General features: G+C 65.7%; 18 protein-coding genes. 9 read left to right on the forward strand and 9 right to left on the reverse strand.

Features of this window, described 5'->3' with window-relative positions; all coding sequences use genetic code 11:
- Window positions 1–7 precede the first annotated feature (7 nt).
- The 6 genes from gyrA to dnaA all read right to left on the reverse strand — a co-directional run bounded on the left by gyrA (window position 8) and on the right by dnaA (window position 9739).
- The gene (gene gyrA / locus G6N27_RS15835; RefSeq protein WP_163777385.1) at window positions 8–2512 is read right to left on the reverse strand and encodes a DNA gyrase subunit A; all 2505 of its coding nucleotides are present in this window, start codon (window positions 2510–2512) and stop codon (window positions 8–10) included.
- A 38-nt stretch (window positions 2513–2550) separates the two neighbouring features.
- Complete coding sequence (gene gyrB / locus G6N27_RS15840) at window positions 2551–4581, reverse strand: DNA topoisomerase (ATP-hydrolyzing) subunit B (RefSeq protein ID WP_163777387.1); 2031 nt, start codon at window positions 4579–4581, stop codon at window positions 2551–2553.
- A gap of 222 nt (window positions 4582–4803) precedes the next feature.
- Window positions 4804–5307, reverse strand: a complete 504-nt coding sequence (locus G6N27_RS15845) for a DUF721 family protein (RefSeq protein ID WP_232065108.1) — start codon at window positions 5305–5307, stop codon at window positions 4804–4806.
- Window positions 5308–5363: 56 nt separating this feature from the next.
- Window positions 5364–6509 (reverse strand): DNA replication/repair protein RecF, encoded by a 1146-nt coding sequence (recF, locus tag G6N27_RS15850; protein WP_163777392.1) that lies wholly within the window; start codon window positions 6507–6509, stop codon window positions 5364–5366.
- A 7-nt stretch (window positions 6510–6516) separates the two neighbouring features.
- Window positions 6517–7716: a DNA polymerase III subunit beta gene (gene dnaN / locus G6N27_RS15855; RefSeq protein WP_163777394.1), complete on the reverse strand. Its 1200-nt coding sequence runs from the start codon at window positions 7714–7716 to the stop codon at window positions 6517–6519.
- A gap of 520 nt (window positions 7717–8236) precedes the next feature.
- Window positions 8237–9739 (reverse strand): chromosomal replication initiator protein DnaA, encoded by a 1503-nt coding sequence (dnaA, locus tag G6N27_RS15860; protein ID WP_163777397.1) that lies wholly within the window; start codon window positions 9737–9739, stop codon window positions 8237–8239.
- Between the two features lie 570 nt (window positions 9740–10309).
- Between dnaA and rpmH the strand changes: the two genes are divergently transcribed.
- From rpmH to G6N27_RS15905, 9 genes are all read left to right on the forward strand, one after another.
- The gene (gene rpmH, locus G6N27_RS15865; RefSeq protein WP_014818477.1) at window positions 10310–10453 is read left to right on the forward strand and encodes a 50S ribosomal protein L34; all 144 of its coding nucleotides are present in this window, start codon (window positions 10310–10312) and stop codon (window positions 10451–10453) included.
- 22 nt (window positions 10454–10475) lie between these two features.
- Window positions 10476–10832, forward strand: coding sequence for a ribonuclease P protein component (gene rnpA, locus G6N27_RS15870; protein WP_163781883.1), 357 nt, complete (start codon window positions 10476–10478; stop codon window positions 10830–10832).
- Complete coding sequence (gene yidD, locus G6N27_RS15875; RefSeq protein WP_179963292.1) at window positions 10829–11143, forward strand: membrane protein insertion efficiency factor YidD; 315 nt, start codon at window positions 10829–10831, stop codon at window positions 11141–11143. Before rnpA ends, yidD begins: the two co-directional genes overlap by 4 nt.
- Window positions 11127–12161, forward strand: a complete 1035-nt coding sequence (gene yidC, locus G6N27_RS15880) for a membrane protein insertase YidC (RefSeq protein WP_163781879.1) — start codon at window positions 11127–11129, stop codon at window positions 12159–12161. Before yidD ends, yidC begins: the two co-directional genes overlap by 17 nt.
- A 73-nt stretch (window positions 12162–12234) precedes the next feature.
- The gene (locus tag G6N27_RS15885) at window positions 12235–12810 is read left to right on the forward strand and encodes a Jag family protein (RefSeq protein WP_163777400.1); all 576 of its coding nucleotides are present in this window, start codon (window positions 12235–12237) and stop codon (window positions 12808–12810) included.
- Between the two features lie 54 nt (window positions 12811–12864).
- Window positions 12865–13587 (forward strand): 16S rRNA (guanine(527)-N(7))-methyltransferase RsmG, encoded by a 723-nt coding sequence (gene rsmG, locus G6N27_RS15890; RefSeq protein WP_163777402.1) that lies wholly within the window; start codon window positions 12865–12867, stop codon window positions 13585–13587.
- Window positions 13584–14525 (forward strand): ParA family protein, encoded by a 942-nt coding sequence (locus tag G6N27_RS15895; protein ID WP_163777404.1) that lies wholly within the window; start codon window positions 13584–13586, stop codon window positions 14523–14525. The genes rsmG and G6N27_RS15895 overlap by 4 nt, the downstream gene beginning before the upstream one ends.
- Window positions 14522–15511, forward strand: coding sequence for a ParB/RepB/Spo0J family partition protein (locus G6N27_RS15900; RefSeq protein ID WP_163777407.1), 990 nt, complete (start codon window positions 14522–14524; stop codon window positions 15509–15511). Before G6N27_RS15895 ends, G6N27_RS15900 begins: the two co-directional genes overlap by 4 nt.
- A gap of 327 nt (window positions 15512–15838) precedes the next feature.
- Window positions 15839–16582, forward strand: coding sequence for an acetyltransferase (locus tag G6N27_RS15905; protein WP_163777436.1), 744 nt, complete (start codon window positions 15839–15841; stop codon window positions 16580–16582).
- Here the strand turns inward: G6N27_RS15905 and G6N27_RS15910 are convergent.
- The 3 genes from G6N27_RS15910 to trxB all read right to left on the reverse strand — a co-directional run bounded on the left by G6N27_RS15910 (window position 16569) and on the right by trxB (window position 19276).
- Window positions 16569–17789, reverse strand: a complete 1221-nt coding sequence (locus G6N27_RS15910; RefSeq protein WP_163777438.1) for an N-acetylmuramoyl-L-alanine amidase — start codon at window positions 17787–17789, stop codon at window positions 16569–16571. The genes G6N27_RS15905 and G6N27_RS15910 overlap by 14 nt on opposite strands.
- Before the next feature lie 123 nt (window positions 17790–17912).
- Window positions 17913–18266 carry a thioredoxin gene (gene trxA, locus G6N27_RS15915; protein WP_163777440.1) on the reverse strand — a complete coding sequence of 118 codons (354 nt, stop codon included), beginning with the start codon at window positions 18264–18266 and terminating at the stop codon, window positions 17913–17915.
- A 14-nt stretch (window positions 18267–18280) separates the two neighbouring features.
- Entirely contained in the window at window positions 18281–19276 is a 996-nt protein-coding gene (trxB, locus tag G6N27_RS15920) for a thioredoxin-disulfide reductase (protein ID WP_163777442.1), read from the reverse strand.
- Window positions 19277–19339: the final 63 nt, after the last annotated feature.

Raw genomic sequence — 19339 nt, forward strand, 5'->3', positions numbered from 1 at the left:
CGGTCGCTTAGGCCTCAGGCTCGGCGTCCGCGTCGGCTGCCTCGGCCTCTTCGGCGTTGCGGGCGATGGCTAACAGTGTGTCGCCCTCACCCAAGTTCATCAACCGAACACCCTTGGTCTGCCGGCCGGCCTTGCGGACCTGCTTGGCCATCGTCCGGATCACTCCGCCGCCGGAGGTGATCGCGAACACCTCGCTGTCGTCGTCGACGATCAGCGCTCCCACGAGCTTGCCACGACGGGTGTCGTACTGAATCGTCAAGATGCCCTTACCGCCGCGGCCCTGCGCCGTGTACTCCTCGATCGCGGTCCGCTTGGCATAGCCGCCGGCCGTCGCGACCAGCAGATATGTGCCCTCGCGGACCACATTCAGCGACAGCAGGTAGTCGTCTGTGTTGAACCGCATGCCCTGCACACCCGAGGTGGCCCGGCCCATCGGCCGCAGCGCGTCGTCGGTCGCGGAGAACCGGATCGACTGGCCGTTGGCCGAGACCAGCAGCAGATCCTCCTCGGCGGAGCAGAGCACCGCACCGACCAGCTCGTCGCCGTCGCGCAGGTTGACCGCCACGATGCCGCCCGACCGGTTCGAGTCGAAGTCGGTCAGCTTGGTCTTCTTGACCAGGCCGTTGCGGGTGGCGAGCACCAGATACGGCGCGTCCTCGTAGCTCTTGATCTGGATGACCTGCGCAATACGCTCCTCGGGCTGGAAGGCCAGCAGGTTGGCGACGTGCTGGCCGCGCGCGATCCGCGACGCCTCCGGCAGGTCGTAGGCCTTGGCGCGGTACACCCGGCCCTGAGTGGTGAAGAACAGAATCCAGTCGTGCGTCGAGCAGACGAAGAAGTGCCGCACGATGTCGTCCTGCTTGAGCCCGGCGCCCTGGACGCCCTTGCCGCCGCGCTTCTGGCTGCGGTACAGGTCGGTCTTGGTGCGCTTGGCGTAGCCGGTCTCGGTGATCGTGACGACGACGTCCTCGCGGGCGATCAGGTCTTCGTCGTTGACGTCGCCGTCGGCGGCGATGATCCGGGTGCGCCGATCGTCGCCGTGCTTGTCGACGAGCTCCTTGAGCTCGTCGTGCACGATCCCGCGCTGACGCTCCGGCTTGGCCAGGATGTCTTCCAGGTCGGCGATCTCGGCTTCGATCTTGGCCAGGTCGTCGATGATGCGTTGGCGTTCCAGTGCGGCCAGCCGTCGCAGCTGCATGTCGAGGATGGCCTGCGCCTGGATCTCGTCGATGTCGAGGAGCTCGATCAGCCCGGCCCGGGCGATGTCGACGGTTTCCGACGCGCGGATCAACGCGATCACTTCATCAAGGGCGTCAAGGGCTTTCACCAGACCGCGCAGGATGTGGGCCCGCTCGTTGGCTTTACGCAACCGGTAGGTGGTGCGCCGGATGATCACGTCGAGTTGATGCGCGACGTAGTAGCGGATCATCTGGTCCAGACGCAGAGTGCGCGGCACGCCGTCGACGATCGACAGCATGTTGGCGCCGAAGCTTGTCTGCAGCTGAGTGTGCTTGTAGAGGTTGTTCAGCACCACCTTGGCGACGGCGTCGCGCTTGATCTCCACCACGATGCGCAGGCCGACCCGGTCGCTGCTCTGGTCCTCGATGTTGGAGATGCCGGCCAGCTTGCCGTCGCGAACCTGCTCGGCGATCGAGGTGATGAAGTTGTCGTGGTTGACCTGATACGGCAACTCGGTGATGACCAGCGACGTGCGGCCGCGCGAATCCTCTTCTACCTCAACGACTCCGCGCATCCGGATCGAACCTCGGCCGGTGGTGTAGGCGTCATTGATCCCTTGTGAGCCGACGATCAGACCGTGCGTCGGGAAGTCGGGGCCCTTGACCCGCTGGCAGACCGCGGCCAGCGTGGCTTCCTCGTCGGCTTCGTGGTTCTCCAGGCACCAGTAGACGGCCTCGGCGAGTTCGCGCAGGTTGTGCGGCGGAATGTTGGTGGCCATTCCGACCGCGATACCGCCGGAACCGTTGGCCAGCAGGTTGGGGAACCGGCTCGGCAGCACCGTCGGCTCTTGTACCCGACCGTCGTAGTTGGGGATGAAATCGACTGTCTCCTCGTCGATTTCACGTAGCATCTCCATCGCGAGCGGAGTCAGCCGTGCCTCGGTGTACCTCATGGCGGCTGGGGGGTCGTTGCCCGGCGAGCCGAAGTTGCCCTGCCCGTCGACCAGCGGGTAGCGCAGCGACCACGGCTGCGCCATCCGGACCAAAGTGTCGTAGATCGACGAGTCACCGTGCGGGTGGTAGTTACCCATCGTCTCGGCAACGGAGCGTGCGGATTTCGCGTGACCTCGATCCGGCCGGAAACCTGAGTCGAACATCGCGTACAGCACCCGGCGGTGCACCGGTTTGAGGCCGTCGCGTACCTCCGGCAGCGCGCGGCCCACGATCACGCTCATCGCGTAGTCGATGTAGCTGCGCTGCATCTCGTGCTGAATATCTACCGGTTCGATGCGGTCGCCGGCTTCGTCGCTCGGCGGCAACGTCGTGTCAGTCATGTATTCCTTCGGTCGTCGGAGCTAACCGCCCCGATTTTCTAAACATCCAGGAAGCGAACGTCTTTGGCGTTACGGGTGATGAAGCTACGGCGGGCCTCGACGTCCTCGCCCATCAGAATGGAGAACAGCTCATCGGCCGCGGCGGCGTCGTCGAGCGTGATCTGACGCAGCACCCGCACAGACGGATCCATCGTGGTCTCCCACAACTCCTTGGCGTCCATCTCGCCGAGACCCTTGTACCGCTGAATACCGTCCTCGGCGTTGATCTTTCGGCCGGCCGCCCGGCCCGCCTCCAGCAGACCGTCACGTTCCCGGTCGGAGTAGGCGAACTCCGGTTCGCTGCGCTGCCACTTCAGCTTGTACAGCGGCGGCTGCGCCAGGAACACGTGGCCGTTCTCGATGAGCGGCCGCATGAACCGGAACAACAGGGTCAGCAAGAGTGTCGAGATGTGCTGGCCGTCCACGTCGGCGTCGGCCATCAGGACGATTTTGTGATAGCGCAGCTTCGCAAGGTCGAACTCGTCGTGGATCCCGGTGCCCAGGGCGGTGATGATCGCCTGGACTTCGGTGTTCTTCAAGACGCGGTCGATGCGGGCCTTCTCGACGTTGATGATCTTGCCGCGCAACGGCAGGATCGCCTGGAACATCGAGTCGCGGCCACTCTTTGCCGAGCCACCGGCCGAATCACCCTCCACCACATACAGTTCCGACTTACGCGGGTCGGTGGAGCGGCAATCCGCGAGCTTGCCCGGGAGCCCACCGATGTCCGTTGCGCTCTTGCGTCGCACCAACTCTCGGGCTTTGCGGGCAGCGATGCGAGCCTGTGCGGACGACACCGCCTTGTTCAGCACCGTCTTGGCATCGGCGGGGTTGGACTCGAACCAGTGCGACAACTGCTCGTTGCAGATCTTCTGCACGAACGACTTGACCTCGGTGTTGCCCAGTTTCGTCTTGGTCTGACCTTCGAACTGCGGCTCGCTCACCTTCACCGAGATGACCGCGGCCAGCCCCTCGCGGATGTCGTCACCGGTCAGGTTGGGGTCTTTGTCCTTCAGCAGCTTCTTGTCTTTGGCGTACTTGTTCACCACCGTCGTCAGCGCCGCACGGAAACCCTCTTCGTGGGTGCCGCCCTCGTGGGTGTTGATGGTGTTGGCAAAGGTATGCACCGACTCCGAGTAGCCGCCGTTCCACTGCATGGCGATCTCGACTTCGTGGCCGGGACCTTTCCCGGAGAAGTCGACGATGCTGGAGTGGATCGGGTTCTTGGTCCGGTTGATGTGCTTGACGAAATCGACCAGGCCGCCGGGGTAATGGAAGGTGCGGTGCTTGACCTTGTGTGGCGCAACGGATTCGGCGGCTTTTTCCTCCGCGGATTTCGGCGCTTCGGCGGTGTCGCTGACGACCTCGTCGACGACCTCGTCCTTGGTCACCCGTTCGTCGCTGAGGTTGATGGTCAGCCCCTTGTTGAGGAATGCCATCTCCTGCAGCCGGCGGGCCACGGTCTCGAAGTCGTAGTTCGTGGTTTCGAAAATGCCCGGGTCCGCCCAGAAGCGGACCGTTGTGCCGGTCTTCTTGGTCTTGTCGCCTTGCTTCAGCGTGCCCGGTACCGACCGGTCATAGGTCTGGTACCACTCAGATCCGTCGCGGGAGATCTCCACTTCGAGCCGGGTGGACAACGCGTTGACCACCGAGACACCCACACCGTGCAGACCGCCCGACACCGCGTAAGCGCCGTCGTCGCCGCCGAACTTTCCGCCGGCATGCAGCTGGGTCATCACGACGTCGACGGTGGGGACGCCGGTGGCGTGCATGGCCACCGGGATGCCGCGGCCGTTGTCGGTGACCTGGACGCCGCCGTTCTCCAGGATCTTCACGTCGACGGTGTTGGCGTAGCCGGCCATGGCTTCGTCCACCGCGTTGTCGACCACCTCCCAGATCAGGTGGTGCAATCCGCGTTCGCCGGTGGAGCCGATGTACATACCCGGGCGTTTACGGACCGCTTCCAGCCCCTCCAGGATGGTGATGGAATCGGCGCCGTACTCTTTCGGATTTTTCTTCTGGGCAGCCACGGTCGGAAGGCTCTCCTTGGGGTGCACGCGCAGGCAGTCCGATGACTGTGCGCTGGTTCTCGGTCAGTCTACCGTCAAGACGGCCCAGCACCGATTCTGCGCGGGCGTTTCTGCACAGCTATCTGCGCCGTGTGCGGAATTTTTTGCTATTGGCTGCGTCCAGACGCTTGACAAAGCGATTTGCGTCCTTGTGACGGCCCTCAGCGGATCTCCCGGAGCGGGTCATCCGTACGTGTCGCGCGGCCCTCGTCCGGCGATGTGCAAGCGGCCTTTGCGCCACGACGGAGCGACCGGACCGGTGATCTTCAGACTTGTCACCACTCCGTCGCCGACCTCGGCCGCGATTTTCGCCAACACCTGCGCCTGGATCATCCGCAGCTGGGTGGCCCAGGCCGTCGATTCCGCCGATACGCTCAGCACCCCGTCCCGCAGCGCGGTCGGGGTTGCGTGCTCGGCGATGTTGGCACCGACCACCGTCGGCCATCGGCCGAACACTGCACCCTCGGCGACGCGGGGGGTCCACCCTTGTTTCTTCGCCAATTCGCGGGCGGCACCACCCAGCGGCTGCGGATCACGCGAATCCGGGCCGGGGCCAGACCAGCGCCGCCGGGAGCCCGCGCCGGCGACCCGGCGGGCGGGCGGCAGCCGGCGGCCGCGCCCGACGTCTTTGCCTTGCGTGCGCGCGGCGCCGCGGGCTTCCTCCAGAACGCGCCGAACCAGATCCATGCCGCTCAGCCCGCCCAACTGCTCGGGCGGTTCGGTCTTGTCGTTGTCCTGGTCCGTCACGATTGCACCGCCGATGTCGGTCCGCTGTCGTCGTCGTTCAGGGTGATACGCACAAGTGTGGCATCCCAGTCACGCGGGATGTCGTCGAGAACGGCGGCGGTCACCAAGACCTGTTCTGCCGATGCAGCGGCCGCGGCCAGCGCCTCTCGCCGCGCGGTGTCGAGTTCGGCGAACACGTCGTCGAGTATGAGCACCGGATCGCTGCCGTCGGCTCGCAACAATTCGTACGACGCCAGCCGCAAGGCGAGTGCCATCGACCACGATTCGCCATGGCTCGCAAAGGCTTTCGCGGGTTGCTCGCCGAGCCGCAGTTCCAGGTCGTCGCGGTGGGGACCGACGAGACACACGCCGCGCTCGAGTTCGGCGTCGCGTCGCGCGGCCATCTTCGCCAGCAGCGCTTCCCGGAGCACCTCCACCTCCGGGTGCTCGGATTCGATGTCGATGCCGGCGTGGTAACCGATCGACGCCGGCCGCGACGCCGGCGCCAACACTTGGTAACTCTTCTGCAGTTCCGGGGCCAGCTCGTTGACCAGGTTCATCCGTGCGGCCATCAACTCGGCTCCATGTGTGGCCAGGTGCCCGTCCCACACATCGAGGGTCTCCAGCGCGCCACGGTCTCCCCGAAAACGCGCTCCTGAAGCGGATTTCAGCAAGGCCGCGCGCTGGCGCAGAACTTTGTCGTAGTCCGCCCGGATGCCGGCGACCCGCGGGCGGCGAACCGCAGCCAGGTCGTCGAGATACCGCCGGCGATCCGAGGGGTCTCCCCGGACCAGTGCCAAGTCCTCGGGGGCGAACAGCACCGCCCGCAGCACCCCGAGCACCTCGCGGGGGCTGCGGACCGGGGAGCGGTTCAGCCGCGCCTTATTGGCCCGGCCTGCCGCGATCTCCAAATCGACCGCGCATTCCCGGCCCTCGTTGACGACGATGGTCGAGACCACCGCGCGCTGCGCGCCCACTCGGATCAGCGGGGCGTCCGTGGCGACCCGGTGCGACCCCAACGTCGACGAATACCACAGCGCCTCAACAAGATTCGTTTTACCGAAGCCGTTTGACCCGATAAACACCGTTCGCCCGGGCGTCAACTCGAGTTCGACGTTCGCCCACGAGCGGAAATCCTGTAAGCCCAGGTGGCGGACGTACACCTAACCGCTAACCGGGCAGACGAACCGGCATCAGCAGATACACGTAATCCGTCTCCGCCGCCGGGAACGGTCCGCTACCACTGGCCTGCGCGTCGTCATCGGTGGCCGGCCGCAACACCGCCGGACGGCTGGGCGTGGTGAACCCGAACGACACCCGGCCAGAGTGCAACGAGCCCAACCCGTCGGTGAGATACGTCGGGTTGAACGCGATCGTGAGGGGCTCGCCGGCGAATTCCACCGGGACTTCCTCTTCGGCCCGACCCACGTCGTCGGCGCCGGCCGACAGCCGCAGCACGTCGCCGGAGAATTCCATCCGGACCTGAGCGCCGCGGTCGGCCACCAGCGCCACGCGCTTGATCGCCTCGGTCAGCTCGGCCACCCCGATGGTGGCCACCGCCGTGTGCTCGGTGGGCAGCAGTTGGCGGAACTTGGGGAACTCCGCGTCCAGCAACCGGGTTGTGCTGCGCTTGCCATTGCCACTGATTCCGAGCAGTCCGTCCTTGCCCACGGCGGGCCCGGCTCCCAGCGACAGGTGGACTTCGGCGCCGTCGGTCCCGCTCTTGGCCGCCTCGGACAGGGTCTTGGCCGGCACCAGCACGGCGGCCTCGACATCGGGTGCGGCCGCCGACCAGGTCAGCTCGCGAACCGCCAACCGGAACCGGTCGGTGGCAGCCAAAACGACCGATTCACCGGATATTTCGACTCGAATCCCGGTCAGCATCGGCAGCGTGTCGTCGCGGCCGGCGGCGACGGCGACCTGGCCGATCGCTTCGGAGAACACCTCCGAGGACAAGGCGCCCGTCTCGTCGGGCAGCGTCGGCAGCGTCGGGTAATCCTCGACGGCCATCGTCGGCAACGAGAACTTCGCGTTTCCGCACGCAATCGACACCCTGGTCCCTTCGACGTGCACGTCGACGGGCTTGTTCGGCAACGCCCGGGTGATGTCAGACAACAACCGCCCTGACACCAAAGCGGTTCCAGGAGAGGCGATTTCGGCTGCCAACCGAACTTCGGCGGAGACTTCGTAGTCGAAACCGGAGATCGTCAGGCCGTCATCTGAGCCGGTCAGCAGCACGCCGGCCAGTACCGGCACCGTGGGCCTGGCCGGCAGCGTTCGCGCCACCCACGCCACCGCCTCGGCGAAGTCGTCCCGCACCAAGCGAAACTTCAAGTCGGTCAAGCCGACTGTGGTCGTCGCCACGTCCATTGCGTCCCTTCATCACCCCGAACAGCAAGGCCAACGTCGGCGGCCTCACCCAGTGAAGTGCGGTGGTACCGCCGATGGACGCCCGTGCCCGTAAACCGTTCCGACGACCGAAACGGAAGTCGAACCACAACGTTAGAGCGTCGGACGCCAACTTGAAAGCTAATCGAAATCAGTGACACTCGGGTGTTTCGGACGCCTCGACGAGGGTGTGGAACGCCGCTTCCCCAGGGCCCTTTTCTGAAGAAGAAACTATGTAGAGATTTCAATAACAGTATTAGGGCCTGTGCACATTGGGGATAGCTGGAAGTCTGCGCTGTTCGAAGGGCCGGCCCGGGTGTGGATGATCGGACGACGGCTTGTGTGGTTCGTGTGCAGCGGATGGGGATCGGCAGCGGCTGTGCACTGACGGGGTCGTCGACCGCAGATGTGTGAGCAGTTTCCGCACAAGGGTATCCACAGCCGATTGTGTGACACGTGTGGTGAAGAGGGACAGAAGTTCTTCAGAAAATTTTGTGCGGGATCAGCGCTTGGAGCGCTGTCGGATGCGAGTGGTGAGTTCTTTGACGTGATCGAAGACCTCACGGCGCTCGGCCATCTCGGACAGGATCTTCTTCTGCGCATACATCACGGTGGTGTGATCCCTACCGAATGCCTGCCCGATCTTGGGCAGCGACAGGTCGGTGAGTTCGCGGCAGAGATACATGGCGATCTGTCGCGATTGAGCCAGGGCCCGCGTTTTTCCTGGGCCACGCAGCTCCTCGACCGTGGTGTCGAAGTATTCCGCGGTGGCGGCCATGATCGTCGCGGCACTGATCTGCATGGTGCTGGCGTCGGCGATCAGATCACGCAACACGATCTCGGCCAGGGCTTTGTCGATCGGTGCTTTGTTGAGCGAGGCGAACGCGGTCACTCGGATGAGCGCGCCTTCCAGTTCGCGGATGTTGCGTTCGATGCTGCTGGCGATCAGCTCGAGCACATCATCGGGAACGTTGAGTCGTTCCATCTGAGCTTTCTTGCGCAGGATCGCGATTCGGGTTTCGAGCTCCGGCGGCTGAACGTCGGTGATCAGTCCCCACTCGAAGCGAGTGCGTAACCGGTCCTCGAGGGTGGCCAGCTGTTTGGGCGGCCGGTCGGAGGAGATGACGATCTGCTTGTTGGCGTTGTGCAGCGTATTGAAGGTGTGGAAGAACTCCTCCTGGATACCTTCTTTGCCTTCGATGAATTGAATGTCATCGACCAGGAGCACATCGACGTCGCGGTAGCTGCGCTTGAACGCCACCTTGCGGTCGTCGCGCAGCGAGTTGATGAAGTCGTTGGTGAACTCCTCGGTGGATACATACTTCACCCGCATCCCCGGGAACAGCCGCTGCGCGTAGTTGCCGGCCGCGTGCAGCAGATGGGTCTTGCCGAGACCGGATTCACCCCAGATGAAAAGCGGGTTGTAGGCCCGGGCCGGTGCCTCGGCGATCGCCAGGGCCGCGGCGTGGGCGAACCGATTGGACGCACCGATGACGAACGTGTCGAAGGTGTAGCGCCGGTTCAGGCTCAGGCCGGCGGCCGCATCCGCTGCGGTGCTGTGCGGGCGTTCGGAGAAATACGACGGCCAGTTCTGGTGGGCGCTCGCCAGGGCTTCGCTGTCGTCGTCGACCTCGTCGAAGTCGGCGAGTTGTTCCTCCAACCCGGAAGCGGTGCCGTCGTCGGGTTCGTCGGCAGCCATCGCCGAGATGCGGACACCGAGTTCGATCTGTTGCCCGAGCCGGCGACTCAACGCCTCGGTGATCTGGGTGCGCAGGTGTCGTTCGATCTCGTTCTGGACGAAGCTGCTCGGCACCGACAGCAGAGCGAAGCCTTCGACGATCTGCAGCGGCTGGACGAGGTTGAGCCACGCGCGTTGTTGGGGAGTCAGCGGCGCAGCGTACTGCTCGCCGTTGGTGGTGGGGCCGTCGGGAGAGATTTCGCCGTTGAGTTCCGAGACGACCGCGCTCCAGACCGATGCGAAGCTTGATCCGGGGTCCTCGGTCACCGACGGGTCCCCCTGCTACGACTTCGAAGTGCAACCGTTGTTGGCGACGACGAACTGTCCACATGGTTATCCACACGTGTGGACAGGACAGCCACCACCGCGCCGCAGGTTGCCCCCGACGGCACGCGGGACCGGTTCGTGAGACAGCCAACAAGAGTCAGTTGGTGAGGAACCGGTCTGCCATCCTCGCTTCGTTGTCGAGCGCCGCTTCGGTCTGGAACGGCACTGCCCGAAATTAACAGCTTTCCCGGCGGACGCCAACCGTTCTGCAACATTGGCAAGGCAATTCGTGAGATTGCTCGCCGGACCGGGTGCGGGTGTGACATCAGTTAAGGATCGGCGTTCGGCGGCGGCTCACGCAAGCCAGGTTTGACCCGGCGAACAGCGGTCAGTACCCTCGTACAGTCGCCCGAAAGTCGGCGATACGGCTGCGATCCGAGCATCACGCCCGGGGGCCGCGCCGGTTACCACCGAGACACAAAGCCCAACGGGGCTACGTGAGGGCAAGCGCGACCACACCGGCACGGCGACCGGGCGGCGCACGATGCCAGATGTAACGAGGAGAGAGTCGTGGCAAAGGGCAAGCGGACCTTCCAGCCGAACAACCGGCGCCGAGCCCGCGTGCACGGATTCCGGCTGCGGATGCGCACCCGGGCCGGCCGGGCAATCGTGTCGGACCGGCGTCGTAAGGGACGTCGCTCGCTGACTGCCTGATTCCAATTTCGGTGTGACAGCGGTGCTTTCCGCACGAAACCGTATGACGCGGTCAACGGATTTCGATGTCACGGTGAAGCACGGGGCTCGAGCCGTGCAGCCGGACATGGTGATCTACGTCCACCGCGGCGATGACGCGACGGCGGATGCACCCAGGGTGGGTCTGATCGTCTCCAGGTCGGTCGGATCGGCAGTGCAACGGCATCAGATGTCGCGACGATTGCGCCACGCCGCCCGCGACGTCCTTGACGGCCTGCGTCCGTCGGAGCGATTGGTGATCCGCGCATTGCCCAGCGGCCGCGACGTCGGCTCCGTTCGGTTGGCCGAGGAATTGCGAGCCGGCTTGCGACGGGTGCAGAAGCCGGGGTCCAGGCGGTGACGCGGCGCTTACGTGTCGTGGAGACCGCGGTGGTGCGCTCGTTGATCTACCTCATTCAGCTTTACCGGCACATGATTTCGCCGCTGCGATTGCCGACGTGCCGGTTCACCCCGACCTGCAGCCAATACGCGGTGGACGCGCTGGCGGAGTACGGGTTGCTGCGCGGGAGTTGGCTGGCCGCCGTCCGGCTGGCCAAGTGCGGGCCGTGGCATCGGGGAGGATGGGATCCGGTACCGGAGCGCCGGGGAGCCGGGATCCAAGTCTGGGAAACCCCAGCGACGCTAGGGGAGAGTGATTCTGTTGTCTTTTGATCCGTTCAGCCTGGACTACTTCTATTACCCGGTCTCGGCGATCATGTGGCTCTGGTACAAGGCGTTCGCGTCGTTCCTGGGCCCGACGAACTTCTTTGCGTGGACGCTGTCGGTGATGTTCCTGGTGTTCACCCTGCGCGCGATTCTGTACAGCCCGTTCGTTCGCCAGATCCGGACCACCCGGCAGATGCAGGAGCTGCAGCCGCAGATCAAGGCACTGCAGAAGAAGTACGGCAAGGACCGGCAGCGGCTGGCGCTGGAGATGCAGAAGCTGCAGCGCGAACATGGGTTCAATCCGGTCCTGGGCTGTCTGCCGATGCTCGCGCAGATCCCGGTGTTCCTCGGTCTCTATCACGTGCTGCGGTGCTTCAACCGGACCAGCACCGGGATCGGGCAGCTGGGTCTGTCGCCGGAGCGCAACCGCGAATTGGGTAACTACGTCTTCTCGGCCACCGATGTCGCGCACTTCTTGGACGCCAACTTCTTCGGTGCTCCGCTTGGCGCGAGCATGGTGCAGCGCGGATCGAGCCTCGAGGCGTTCACTCACTTCAGCCGGCTGTCCGTCGTGGCCGTCGGTGTGCCGGTGATGATCCTGGCCGGCGTGGCCACCTACTTCAACAGCCGGGCGTCGGTGGCCCGGCAGAGTCCGGAGGCCGCGGCCAACCCGCAGACCGCGATGATGAACAAGCTCTCGCTCTACGTGTTCCCGCTCGGGGTCGTGGTCGGCGGACCGTTCCTGCCGCTGGCGATCATCTTCTACTGGTTCTCGAACAACATCTGGACATTCGGCCAGCAGCACTACGTGTTCGGCATGCTCGAGAAAGAAGAAGAAGAAAAGAAGCGCGAAGCCATCGAACGGCGCGCGGCCAACGCGCCGCCACCGGGTGCCAAGCCCAAACGATCCGCAAAGAGTACGAACAGTCCGGCGGCGATCGGAAGCGGTGAAGCGACGACGGACAACGGGTCGGATAGCCGCGCGCCGCGGCCGGGCGCCAAGCCCAAGAAGCGCGGGCGCTGACCATCGGTCCGGCGGGACCGGACAACAGACTTAGCCGGGCGAGGACCCGGGCGACGGGAAGGGAAAGACAGGCATGACAGACGTCGATACCAACGGACACGAGGCACTTGAGGTGACCGCCGAGGAGTCACCATCGGACACCGCCGAGACGACGGCGGCGGAGAACGGTGAGCCGGAGGGCGACCTCGAAGAGCGGTTGGTTGCCGAGGGCGAGATCGCCGGCGACTACTTGGAAGAACTGCTGGACCTGCTTGACTTCGACGGCGACATCGACCTCGACGTCGAGGGCAGCCGGGCGATCGTCAGCATCGACGGCAGCGACGACCTCGCCAAGCTGGTCGGCCGCAAGGGCGAGGTGCTCGACGCGCTGCAGGAGCTGACCCGCCTCGCGGTCCACCAGAAGACCGGAGTGCGCAGTCGCTTGATGCTGGATATCGCGAGCTGGCGCCGCCGCCGCCGCGATGAGCTGGCGGCGTTGGGCGACAAGGTGGCCCGACGGGTGCTGGAGAGCGGTGAGCGCGAGGAGCTGTCGCCTATGACCCCGTTCGAGCGCAAGATCGTGCACGACGCCGTCGCAGCCGTGAACGGTGTGCACAGCGAGAGCGAGGGCGTCGAGCCCTCGCGCCGGGTCGTCGTCCTCGTCGACTGACGGAGTTACACCGGTGTAGTTCCGGCGGCGCACCAGCGGGCACGAACGGGAGGAATGTTTCACGTGAAACATGTCGATTCCCGCGACCGCCCGGCGGCAGAGCTACCCCCTCCGCCGGAGGCGGCAGCGGCGATCTTCGGCGACCGGCTGAGCTCGGCGCAGCGCTACGCCGAGTTGCTCGCGGGTGCCGGCGTCGAGTGGGGGCTGCTGGGGCCGCGCGAGGTGGACCGGATCTGGGAGCGGCATCTGCTGAATTGCGGCGCAGTCGCGGAACTGATCGAGCCGGGGGAGCGCGTCGCCGACATCGGTAGTGGTGCCGGCCTGCCGGGCATCCCGTTGGCGATCGCACGGCCGAGGCTCCGTGTCGTTCTGGTCGAGTCGTTGTCGCGCCGAGTGGATTTCCTCAGCATGGCCGTCGCCGAACTCGGGCTCGATGTTGAGGTGGTGCGTGGCCGAGCGGAAGACGCGGCGGTCCGCGAGACCGCCGGCGGATGCGACGCAGTGACCTCACGGGCGGTGGCCTCGCTCGACAAGCTGGCGCGGTGGTCGCTGCCGTTGCTCCGGCCCGGCGGCCGGATGCTCGCGATCAAAGGGGAGCGTGCGCGCGACGAGCTGCGGGAGCACCGGCGTGTACTGGACCGGTTAGGTGCGACAGATGCCAGGGTGGTGGAATGTGGCGTGAGCTATCTGTCCCCACCGACAACGGTGGTGTTGGCGCGGCGCGGGGAAGCGGACCGGGGCTCGTCACGCAGACGGTCGAACAGGGAGAGCCTATGAGTGCCCCAGACAACCCGTTCGGCCCTCCGGCCGGAGACCATGTTTCACGTGAAACATCGGAGCTCGATACCCCGATAGGAGCCGCTGCGGAGCGCGCGATGCAAGTCTTGTCCAAGAGCTACCAGCCGCTGAGCCGTCCGGCCGAGCGCCGCCTCTTCACCATTGCCAACCAGAAGGGCGGCGTGGGCAAAACCACCACGGCGGTGAACCTTGCGGCGGCGCTTGCCGTCCAAGGGCTCAAGACCCTCGTCATTGATCTCGATCCGCAGGGCAACGCGAGCACCGCGCTGGGCATCACCGAACGCCACTCCGGGACGCCGTCGTCATACGAAGTCCTGCTCGGCGAGATCTCGCTGAAGGAAGCGATGCGGCAGAGCCCGCACAGCGAGCGACTGTTCTGCGTGCCGTCGACCATCGATCTGGCCGGCGCCGAGATCGAATTGGTCAGCATGGTGGCGCGCGAGAACCGGTTGCGCACGGCGCTGGCCGAACTCGATCGCGTCGACTTCGACTACGTCTTCATCGATTGCCCGCCATCGCTCGGACTGCTGACCATCAACGCGTTGGTCGCAGCACCGGAAGTGCTCATCCCAATCCAGTGCGAGTACTACGCGCTGGAGGGGGTGTCGCAGTTGATGAACAACATCGAGATGGTGAAGGCCCACCTGAACCCCGGGCTGAGTGTCAGCACCGTCATCCTCACGATGTACGACGGACGGACCAAGCTCGCCGACCAGGTGGCCGACGAAGTCCGCCGCTATTTCGGGCCCAAGGTGTTGCGCACCGTGATCCCGCGCAGCGTCAAAGTCTCCGAAGCACCCGGCTACAGCATGACCATCATCGATTACGATCCCGGTTCCCGCGGCGCGATGAGCTACCTCGACGCCAGCCGTGAACTCGCCGAGCGTGGCCGACCGAATGAGGGGGCGCAACAATGAGCCAACCGTCGCGGAGAAAAGGCGGCCTCGGCCGAGGCCTCGCATCGCTGATTCCGACCGGGCCGGCCGATGCGGGCGAGGACCCGACGCCGCAGGGACCGCGGCTCGGCGCCGCGGCCGCCGACGTGATGTTCGGCGGACCCACACCCGCCGGCGTCCCGACCGACATCGGCGCGGTGTACCGCGAGATCGACCCCGGCCTCATCGAGCCGAATCCGCGCCAACCGCGGCAGGTGTTCGACGAGGAAGCCCTCTCCGAACTCGTGCACTCGATCCGCGAGTTCGGCCTCATGCAGCCGATCGTCGTTCGCGCGCTGGACGCGGCGTCGGGCGGACCGCGCTACCAACTCGTGATGGGGGAGCGGCGGTGGCGCGCCGCCCAGACCGCGGGCCTGACCGCCATTCCCGCGATTGTCCGGGAGACGGCCGAAGACAACCTGTTGCGCGATGCCCTGCTGGAAAACATCCATCGAGCGCAACTGAATCCTTTAGAAGAGGCGGCGGCGTATCAGCAGCTGCTCGACGAGTTCGACGTCACCCACGACGAACTAGCAGCACGCATCGGCCGATCGCGTCCGTTAATCACCAACATGATCCGCTTGCTGCGCCTGCCGATCGCCGTGCAGCGCCGGGTCGCGGCGGGCGTGCTGTCCGCCGGGCATGCCCGGGCGTTGCTGTCGCTGGAGGGCGGCGCCGAGGCGCAAGAGGCGCTGGCCGCGCGGATCGTCGCTGAGGGACTGTCGGTCCGGGCGACAGAGGAGGCCGTCACGCTCGCCAATCGAAGCGAGCCGAGCCAGCCGGCGGCGCCACGACGTAAGCCGATCAGCATGCCCGGACTACAGGATGTCGCCGAGCGGCTCTCCAGCGCGTTCGACACCCGCGTCACGGTCAGCCTCGGCAAGCGCAAGGGCAAGATCGTGGTCGAGTTCGGTTCGGTGGACGATCTGCAACGCATCGTTGACTTGATGAACTCGTCGAAGCGCTGACCGCCCATACCGGACTGTTACGTCACTGTGACATTCCGCGACATCGGGCCGTTCTGAGATGCCCCGTCCAGCCGAATCCATCTGTGCGCCAGGCATTTTCATCGCCGAGGCGATAAGAGCACCGATCCGGGCCGCCGCCGGGCCAGAAATCGCCGCGGGACCGTCCGATGGCAGGCCCGAAGCGCGGTCGCGCGGGTATCGCGGTCGGCCCCGTCCGGGGGGTACGCTCGGCTGCGGGGTGGGGGTACCACCCGCTCGCGGGGAAGCCGGACCCACAACAATCTTGCGGGTTCCGACGGCCGCACCGCTCGGAGGCCCAGGAGTCCAGTGACCGCTCGAATCACACCGTTGCGGCTCGAAGCTTTCGACCAGCTCCCGAAGCATGCCCGCCGCTGTGTCTTTTGGGAAGTGGACCCCGCGACCCTCGGCCACGACGACCAACTCGCCGATCCGGAGTTCGAGAAAGAAGCGTGGCTGTCGATGGTCATGCTGGAGTGGGGATCGTGCGGCCTGTTGGCCACGGCGCCGCCACCCGAGTCTGCGCACAGCGAACCGGCCTGCCTGGGTTACGCGTTCTACGCGCCGCCGCGCACGGTCCCGCGGGCACACCGCTTTCCGACCGCGCCGGTGTCGGCTGACGCCGTGCTGCTGACCTCGATGCGGGTGGAGCCGGGGCCCGGCGCCGACGAGTTGCCCTACAGCCTTGTCGCGCGGGTCGTCGATGAGCTGGTTCGTCGCGGCGTGCGCGCGCTGGAGGCGTTCGGCCGCACCGACAGCGTCACGGAGCTGATCAACGCGCCGTCGGCCGAGCCGGACCTGCAACCAGTGCTCGAGGTGCTCGGGGACTGTTCGGCGGAGCACTGCGTGATCGCCGCGGACTTCCTGCTCGACGTGGGATTCGTTGTGGTGGCGCCACATCCGTACTTTCCGCGGCTGCGGCTGGAACTCGACAAGGGTTTGGGCTGGAAAGCCGAAGTCGAAGCGGCGTTGGAGCGGCTGCTGGAGGTGGCGGCGCTGCAGCAGCCCGTCGCCGCGGGATCTCCGGCGGGATCGTCGGCTAGGAGCCGCTGAGCCGGCCGGCCTGTTCGACCGCCAACTCGTGCGCCAGCAATTCGGCGAAGGTGAACGTCCCGGTGGGCCGGTCGTTCTTGCCGAGCAGATACAGCCGTTTGACCGCCGCGAGGATGCCCTCGGCGATCGCGTCGCGGGTCTGCGTGGTGATCAGCAACTCTCGATCCCGCGGGTTGGTGATGTAGCCGACGTCGACCTGGACCGTGGGCATCCGGGTCAACCGCAGCAGATCCCAGGTACGGCCATGCGTGCGACAGTCGCGTAAACCGGTGCGCGCCACCACTTCTCGCTGAATGAAGTCGGCCAGGTTGCGGCCGATGGTGGATACCGAGCCGTGCGAGTTGCCGAAGTGGAAGGAGGCCACCCCGTTGGGCGACGGACTGGCCTGTGTTTCACAGCGCAGGCTGATCATCAGGTCGGCGCCGACGGCGTTGGCGGTCGCGGCGCGTTCGGCATCGGACGGGCTGCGGTTGGTCGGCCGGGACAGGAACGTCTCCATGCCGATCGCCGTCATCCGGCCCTCGAGCCGACTTGCCAAGTCCCACAAGATGTCTGACTCGCTTATCGGCCCGGCGGACCCGTGCGCGATCAGACCGTGGTCGGTGCCGCCGCGACCCGGATCGATGATGATCCGCTTACCCGACAGTTTCGGGCCCGACCGGCGGACGAGTTCCTCTTCGCGGATCGCGTGCAACGAACCGCCGGTAACCCGGGAACTGAGAAAGTACAAGGAGCGCAACGTTTCCGGGCCGCAGATACCGTCGGCGTACAAGCCGTACTCGCGCTGATACGACATCAGGCCGTTGTGGGTCTGCAGGCCGAAATACCCGTCGACCAGGCCGGTGTAGAAACCGAGATCCTGCAACCGGGCTTGCAGCGTGGCGACGTCGTCGCCGTACATCGGTGCACCGAACTGGTGATTCAGCGTCCGGGCGCCCAGCCGGTAGGACGCCTCTTTTAGCGCGCGGTAGGTGGCTTCGCCGACGACGCCGTCCACCAGCAGACCGCGGTGCTGCTGAAACGCGCGTACCGCGTGGTCGAGTTCGGCGTCGAACACATCGAGCGCGACGTGTCGTCCGGTGTTCAGATCGGCGTCGGCGCCGTCCAGATGCCCAAGCGCGGTCAGCGAAGCCCGGATCTCGGTGACTGCGGCACTGCGGTCACCGCAGCGCAACGCTTCACCAGCGCCGCGATGCGGTTTCGACATTCCAAGGCCTCCGGTGAGCCGGTGGGAGAACCCTGCCGCTTCTTTGACAGGCTCGGCGCTATTGTCTCAGACGCTCAACGATTTCCGGAAAACGCCAGGCAAACCGCGCCGATCTACAGCGAACTACGCCAGGCCGGGAACAGCGTCGGAAAGCTCTCGCAACAACGCCGCCTTGCCCTTGGCGCCGACGATCCGTTTGACCGGTTTGCCGTCCTTGAACAAGATCAGCGTCGGGATCGACACCACGTCGAAGTTGCGGGCCGTCTCGGGATTGGCGTCGACGTCGAGTTTCGCGACGGTCAACTGGCCTGCCGAGTCGGCGGCGATCTCGGTCAGCACCGGTGCGATCATCTTGCAGGGCCCGCACCAGGTTGCCCAAAAGTCAACCAGCACAGGCGTATTGCTGGACAGCACGTCGCTGTCGAAGGAGGCGTCGGAGACATCCACGGGTGCGCCGGTGGACTCGGTGTGTGTCATCGTTGGTACTCCAATCAGAGTGTCGCCGTCGCCGGAGATCCGGCGGGTTGAGTCTGGGTCCGTTCGGCCGGTTCGGCGTGTTCGGCCAGCCAGCGTTCGGCGTCGATGGCCGCTGAACAGCCGGTGCCTGCGGCGGTGACGGCTTGCCGGTAGGTGTGGTCGACGAGGTCGCCGGCGGCAAACACGCCGTCGACGGAGGTATAGGTCGTGTTGCCGGTGACCCGCACGTAGCCGTCCTCGTCGAGATCCACCGCGTCGCGCACCAGTTCGGAGCGCGGGTCGTGGCCGATGGCGACGAACACGCCGGTCACCGGCAGGGTGGACACCTTGCCGGTCTTGGTGTTCTTCAGCCGCAGGCCGGTCACGGTGGTGTCGCCTTCGACGGCTTCCACCACGCTGTTGGTGACGAAGGTGATCTTTTCGTTGGCCTGCGCCCGCTCGAGCATGATCTTGGAGGCGCGAAACTCGTTGCGGCGGTGTACAAGTGTGACGCTGCGCGCGAACTTGGTCAGGAAGGTGGCCTCTTCCATCGCCGAGTCGCCGCCGCCGATCACAGCGATGTCCTGGTCGCGGAAGAAGAAGCCGTCGCAGGTGGCACAGGAGCTCACGCCGCGGCCCAGGAGGTCCTGCTCACCGGGCACATGCAGGTAGCGCGCGGCGGCACCCATCGCCAGGATGACGGCGCGGGCCCGCAGCGTCTCGCCTTCGGCGGTGGTGACTGATTTGACGGGGCCGTCCAGCGACACCGATTCCACGTCGTCCATCCGCAGATCGGCGCCGAACCGCAGCGCCTGCTCGCGCATCTGCTCCATCAACTCGGGCCCCAGGATGCCCTCGCGGAAACCGGGGTAGTTCTCAACCTCAGTCGTGGTCATCAAGGCTCCACCGAAGGACGTGCCTTCGAACACCACCGGTGCGAGCTGCGCACGCGCGGCGTACAGCGCTGCGGTGTACCCCGCAGGTCCGGAGCCGATGATGATCACATCGTGGACAGTGGATGACGGGGTCATACGAGCCTTTCGTGCCTTGTCGATGCCTTCGCAGCGCTAGAACGCCAGGGTAGGCGGTGCTGT

Source organism: Mycobacterium cookii, assembly GCF_010727945.1.
Taxonomy (GTDB): Bacteria; Actinomycetota; Actinomycetes; order Mycobacteriales; family Mycobacteriaceae; genus Mycobacterium; species Mycobacterium cookii.

Coding starts and splice junctions, on each gene's coding strand:
- G6N27_RS15885 (WP_163777400.1), top strand. CDS start 12,235: ATGACAGACGTCGATACCAACGGACACGAGGCACTTGAGGTGACCGCC.
- trxB (WP_163777442.1), bottom strand. CDS start 19,276: ATGACCCCGTCATCCACTGTCCACGATGTGATCATCATCGGCTCCGGA.
- gyrA (WP_163777385.1), bottom strand. CDS start 2,512: ATGACTGACACGACGTTGCCGCCGAGCGACGAAGCCGGCGACCGCATC.
- trxA (WP_163777440.1), bottom strand. CDS start 18,266: ATGACACACACCGAGTCCACCGGCGCACCCGTGGATGTCTCCGACGCC.
- G6N27_RS15910 (WP_163777438.1), bottom strand. CDS start 17,789: ATGTCGAAACCGCATCGCGGCGCTGGTGAAGCGTTGCGCTGCGGTGAC.
- G6N27_RS15900 (WP_163777407.1), top strand. CDS start 14,522: ATGAGCCAACCGTCGCGGAGAAAAGGCGGCCTCGGCCGAGGCCTCGCA.
- rsmG (WP_163777402.1), top strand. CDS start 12,865: ATGTTTCACGTGAAACATGTCGATTCCCGCGACCGCCCGGCGGCAGAG.
- dnaN (WP_163777394.1), bottom strand. CDS start 7,716: ATGGACGTGGCGACGACCACAGTCGGCTTGACCGACTTGAAGTTTCGC.
- G6N27_RS15845 (WP_232065108.1), bottom strand. CDS start 5,307: ATGGATCTGGTTCGGCGCGTTCTGGAGGAAGCCCGCGGCGCCGCGCGC.
- G6N27_RS15895 (WP_163777404.1), top strand. CDS start 13,584: ATGAGTGCCCCAGACAACCCGTTCGGCCCTCCGGCCGGAGACCATGTT.